Origin of the sequence: Methanocalculus taiwanensis (assembly GCF_024372745.1) — an archaeon.
GTDB classification, from domain to species: domain Archaea; phylum Halobacteriota; class Methanomicrobia; order Methanomicrobiales; family Methanocorpusculaceae; genus Methanocalculus; species Methanocalculus taiwanensis.
On the sequence record NZ_VOTZ01000045.1, the window covers coordinates 1 to 5,349 of the forward strand.

The 5,349-nt window shown below is 53.0% G+C and carries 1 protein-coding gene, 2 tRNA genes and 3 rRNA genes; 5 read left to right on the plus strand and 1 reads right to left on the minus strand.

Translation table 11 applies throughout. From position 1 onward, the window contains the following. A partial coding sequence (locus FTO68_RS11525) for a hypothetical protein (protein WP_255333563.1) occupies nt 1-327 on the minus strand: 327 nt, incomplete at its 3' end. A 63-nt stretch (nt 328-390) separates the two neighbouring features. On the opposite strand from FTO68_RS11525, the gene FTO68_RS11530 reads away from it, so the two are divergent. The 5 genes from FTO68_RS11530 to rrf form a co-directional block, all read left to right on the plus strand. Continuing rightward, nucleotides 391-1,857: ribosomal RNA gene (locus FTO68_RS11530) — 16S ribosomal RNA — on the plus strand. Nucleotides 1,858-1,927: 70 nt separating this feature from the next. Further along, nucleotides 1,928-2,000, plus strand: a tRNA-Ala gene (locus FTO68_RS11535). Nucleotides 2,001-2,160: 160 nt separating this feature from the next. Continuing rightward, nucleotides 2,161-5,098 (plus strand): 23S ribosomal RNA (locus tag FTO68_RS11540). Between the two features lie 99 nt (nt 5,099-5,197). Continuing rightward, nucleotides 5,198-5,269, plus strand: a tRNA-Cys gene (locus tag FTO68_RS11545). Nucleotides 5,270-5,275: 6 nt separating this feature from the next. Next, a 5S ribosomal RNA gene (gene rrf / locus FTO68_RS11550) occupies nt 5,276-5,349 on the plus strand; the annotation flags it as partial.

Consider the following 5,349-nt stretch of genomic DNA (forward strand, 5'->3'; position numbering starts at 1 on the left):
TATGGCAACTGCCTCAGTCAGGGACTGTTCCTCTGTTTGGGTGAGCGGTCCCGGGTACCCGGCGTCATCGGTGCCGGGTATTGAAAGGGAGTTCTGCAGGGTAATCGGGTTGCCAGATGAGAACCTATATAACTCATTGAAACCAACTCTATTCCCTTGCAATGCATCACGAATCCGGGTTGTTCCGGGTTCGTCAGATACAATACGCAGCGTATAAATAGATACACTGCATACATTGTAACTCCAAGATTCTCTCAGTGGAGAACCGACGCAGCCGGGTTTGCCGGTGTTGGTTCTGACGTTGGTATTGGCAATGCGGACATTCATTGAGTGACCGCTGATTTCTGAAAGTTACAGTCAGTCGAAAGACAAAGTGTGCTTAACAATTACATTCTGGTTGATCCTGCCAGAGGCTATTGCTATCAGGGTTTGACTAAGCCATGCGAGTCGAGAGGTGAAAGACCTCGGCATACTGCTCAGTAACACGTGGATAATCTGCCCTCAGGTGAGGAATAATCCCGGGAAACTGGGGCTAATGCCTCATAGGAGACAGGTGCTGGAATGCTCTGTCTCTGAAAGGCCCGCCGCCTGAGGATGAGTCTGCGTCCGATTAGGTAGTTGTTGGGGTAACGGCCCAACAAGCCTTTGATCGGTACGGGTTGTGGGAGCAAGAGCCCGGAGATGGATTCTGAGACATGAATCCAGGCCCTACGGGGCGCAGCAGGCGCGAAAACTTTACAATGCGAGCAATCGTGATAAGGAAACCCTGAGTGCCTGTCAATGCAGGCTGTTCTGGTGTCTAACACACACCAGGAGAAAGGGCGGGGCAAGACCGGTGCCAGCCGCCGCGGTAATACCGGCTGCTCGAGTGATAGCCACTTTTACTGGGCTTAAAGCGTTCGTAGCTTGGTCGTTAAGTCTCTGGGGAAATCTTTTGGCTCAACCAAAAGGCGTCTCAGGGAAACTGGCGACCTAGGAACCGGGAGAGGTAAGACGTACTTCGGGGGTAGGAGTGAAATCTTGTAATCCCCGAGGGACGACCGATGGCGAAGGCATCTTACCAGAACGGCTTCGACAGTGAGGGACGAAAGCTGGGGGAGCAAACCGGATTAGATACCCGGGTAGTCCCAGCCGTAAACGATGTGCGTTAGGTGTGTCAGTGACCACGAGTCGCTGAGGTGCCGAAGGGAAACCGTGAAACGCACCGCCTGGGAAGTACGGTCGCAAGGCTGAAACTTAAAGGAATTGGCGGGGGAGCACCACAACGGGTGGAGCCTGCGGTTTAATTGGATTCAACGCCGGACAACTCACCGGATACGACAGCGGAATGATAGCCGGGCTGAAGACTCTGCTTGACTAGCTGAGAGGAGGTGCATGGCCGTCGTCAGTTCGTACTGTGAAGCATCCTGTTAAGTCAGGCAACGAGCGAGACCCACGCCAACAGTTGCCAGCATGGTCTCCGGACTGATGGGGACACTGTTGGGACCGCCTCTGCTAAAGGGGAGGAAGGAATGGGCAACGGTAGGTCAGCATGCCCCGAATTATCCGGGCTACACGCGGGCTACAATGGATGGGACAATGGGTTTCGACACCGAAAGGTGAAGGTAATCTCCTAACCCCACCCGTAGTTCGGATTGCGGGCTGCAACTCGCCCGCATGAAGCTGGAATCCGTAGTAATCGCGTCTCACGATGGCGCGGTGAATATGTCCCTGCTCCTTGCACACACCGCCCGTCAAACCACCCGAGTGGGGTCTGGATGAGGCGGCAGTTTATGCTGCTGTCGAATCTAGGTTCCGCAAGGGGGGTTAAGTCGTAACAAGGTAGCCGTAGGGGAATCTGCGGCTGGATCACCTCCTAATGATCAACTTTTACGAATATCAGCGGTCGCTCAATGAACCGTACAATTGCCAATGCCAACAGGAATTCGGGCTCATAGCTCAGCTGGAAGAGCGCGGCGTTTGCAACGCCGAGGCCAGGGGTTCAAATCCCCTTGGGTCCACTTCCGTTGTAACACTGCGTTACAACGGTTCCAATGCACCCGGAGATGTGAGTCACCGGGGAAGGGCTGAAGGTTTGAGGGCGACTCAAACCTGACGATGCTGTGTAAAGGTAATGCATCTGGACGTTAAATGGGTTCAACAGAAATAACAATTAGTATCTGAACCTGGTCTATATGCCGGTTAGTGGATGGCTCGGTTCGAGAGCTGATGAAGGGCGTGCCAAGCAGCGATATGCTCCGGGAAGATGCAGGGAGTCTGTGATCCGGAGATCCCCGAATAGGACATCCCGATACTTCGGTATCAATCCGTTGAGGATGGGGAACGCCCCGAATTGAAACATCTTAGTAGGGGCAGGAAAAGAAATCAACCGAGATGTCGTGAGTAGAGGCGATCGAAACCGACAGAGTTCAAACCGAATCCCTTTTGGGAGATGTGGTGTTGTAAGCCTCCCGTCTGGTGCAGACAGCAGAAGCGGAAGTCACCTGGAATGGTGTTCCTGAGAGGGTGAAAGACCCGTACGCATAATGGTGTCTGTTCCTGGGAGTGTCTTGAGTAGTGCGGGTCGGAATTCTCGCATGAATCCGGGGGTCATCAACCTCCAAAACTAAATACTTCTCGAAACCGATAGCGAACTAGTAGCGTGAGCGAAAGCTGAAAAGTATCCCTAAAAAGGATGTGAAAAGCGCCTGAAACTAACCGGTGACAGTGTGTTATGGCATGCAAGGAACTTCTGCGCGAAAGAACCCGTCGCGAGGCGGTAGTATGGGCGACAGTTGCCGATGTCATAACGTACGTTTTGAAGAACGGGCCAGAGAGTTTATTCTATAGGCGAGGTTAACCTGACGGGAAGCCGAAGCGAAAGCAACAGGTTCGTAGCATGTATGTGCATGGAACGACGTATTCAACGTGCGTGGAGTCTATAGGGTAAGACCCGAAACCCGGTGATCTATGCGTGGGCAGGTTGAAGCGTGCCGAAAGGTGCGTGGAGGACCGCAGGCGGTTTTGATATGCAAATCATTCGCGTGACCTGCGTATAGGAGTGAAAGATTCATCGAACCGGGAATCAGCTGGTTCCCCTCGAAACATGCCGCAGCATGACCTCGTCGGAGATGGTTGGTGAGGTAGAGCACTGATTGGGGATCCCGGGGAAGAAATTCCTCGCTCTCTTGTCAAACTCCAAACTCCCCAACGTCAGAGATGACGGGCAGTCCGGACTACGGGGTAAGCTTGTAGTCCGTAAGGGAGACAACCCAGACCGTGGTTGATGCCCCCCAATGTAGGCTAAGTGTCAACACTGAATGAGGTCCCAGGCCGAAGACAACTGGAAGGTGAGCTTAGAAGCAGCTACCCTTTAAAAAGTGCGTAACAGCTTACCAGTCAAGGTTTGGGGCGCAGAAAATGGACGGGGCTAAAGCCTACTGCAGAGACCACGGCGCACCGGTTCATCCGGTGATCGCGTAGAGGGGCGTTCTGCATGGACAGAAGCAGGGGCGTAAGGTCCTGTGGACCGTGCAGAAATGAGAATTCTGGCAGTAGTAGAAGCATAGAACGGTGAGAATCCGTTCCGCCGAAAGGGCTAGGTTTCCTCGGCAATGTTCGTCAGCCGAGGGTTAGTCGGTCCTAAGATGTGCCGTAACTCGAGCATGTCAACAGGGAAACAGGTTAATATTCCTGTACCATACATTCAAAGTCGCAAGACCCTGACGCTTCGGGATATACCATGCGAAACTGTCGTTTCGTTCAAGCGTTCAAAGTGGTGGAGTACCGTCATGGTGAGAAACCACAGAAGACGTGATGAGGTAACATGGTCGACTCCTGGAGCCCGTGAAAAAGGGAGTGTATGTCCGTACTGAGAACCGACACAGGTGCCCCTGGTTGAAAAGACCAAGGCGTATCGGAGCTAATTGTGGTAAGGGAACTCGGCAAAATGGCCCCGTAACTTCGGGAGAAGGGGTGCCTGCCTGGAGATCAGGCAGGTCGCAGTGACCAGGGAACTCCAACTGTCTAATAACAACATAGCAGACTGCAACTCGGAAACGACTCGTATAGTCTGTGAATCCTGCCCAGTGCGGGTATCTGAACACCGAGTTCAATCGGACGAAGGACCCGTAAACGGCGGGGGTAACTATGACCCTCTTAAGGTAGCGTAGTACCTTGTCGCTTAATTGGCGACTTGCATGAATGGAACAATGAGAGTTCTACTGTCCCTACCACAAGTCCGTTGAACCTTTTATCCTAGTGCAGAGGCTAGGGACTCCTGATGGGAAGTGAAGACCCCGTGGAGCTTTACTGCAGCCTGTCGTTGTAGTACGGTATTGCATGCGCAGTGTAGATGGGAGATGTCGATCCGTTCCTTCCGGGGAACGGGAAGTCAACAATGAGACACCATCCTTGCTCTGCTGTACTACTCACTCTTCTTCAATGAAGAGGACATCGGTAGGTGGGCAGTTTGGGTGGGGCGCCACACCCTCGAAAAAATATCAAGGGTGCCCTAAGGTCAACTCATGTGAGTCAGAAACTCACAGAAGAGTGTCAAGAGCATACGTTGGCCTGACGCTATGACGCAAAGCAAGTCATGGCGAGAGGAAACTCGGGTCTAACGAACCAATACGCCCTGTTGATGAGGGCTATTGACTACAGAAAAGCTACCCCGGGGATAATAGAGTCGTCGCCGGCAAGAGCACATATCGACCCGGCGGCTTGCTACCTCGATGTCGGTTCTTTCCATCCTGGCTGTGCAGCAGCAGCCAAGGGTGAGGTTGTTCGCCTATTAAAGGGGATCGTGAGCTGGGTTTAGACCGTCGTGAGACAGGTCGGTTACTATCTATCAGGAGTGTCCGGAGTCTGAGGGCAAGAAAGAAATAGTACGAGAGGAACTTTCTTTCGTCGCCACTGGTGTATCGGTTGTCCGACAGGGCAGCGCCGAGCAGCTACGCGGCAAGAGATAAAAGCTGAAAGCATCTAAGCTTGAAACTCAGCCTGAAAAGAGACTCCGTTAAGGGCTCGGGTAAAAGACCCGGTTGATAGGCCCGGGATGTACGCACGAAGGCAACGACGTGTTGAGTCCGGCGGGTACTAACGCCCAAATCCAGGAACAGATTACTGTCGTGATTCTGTTGAACCCAGACGAAATCCAGATGCATACCTTTAATTCTGTGAACAGAGTATACGTATACTCCATACCAGAATGCACAGCGCCAAGGTGGCGGAGCGGCCACGCGGCTGACTGCAGATCAGCTACACCCCAGTTCAAATCTGGGCCTTGGCTTGTGGTAATGGCGGCCATAGCGGTGGGGATACACCCGGACTCATTCCGAACCCGGCAGTTAAGTCCACCCGCGTCGAACA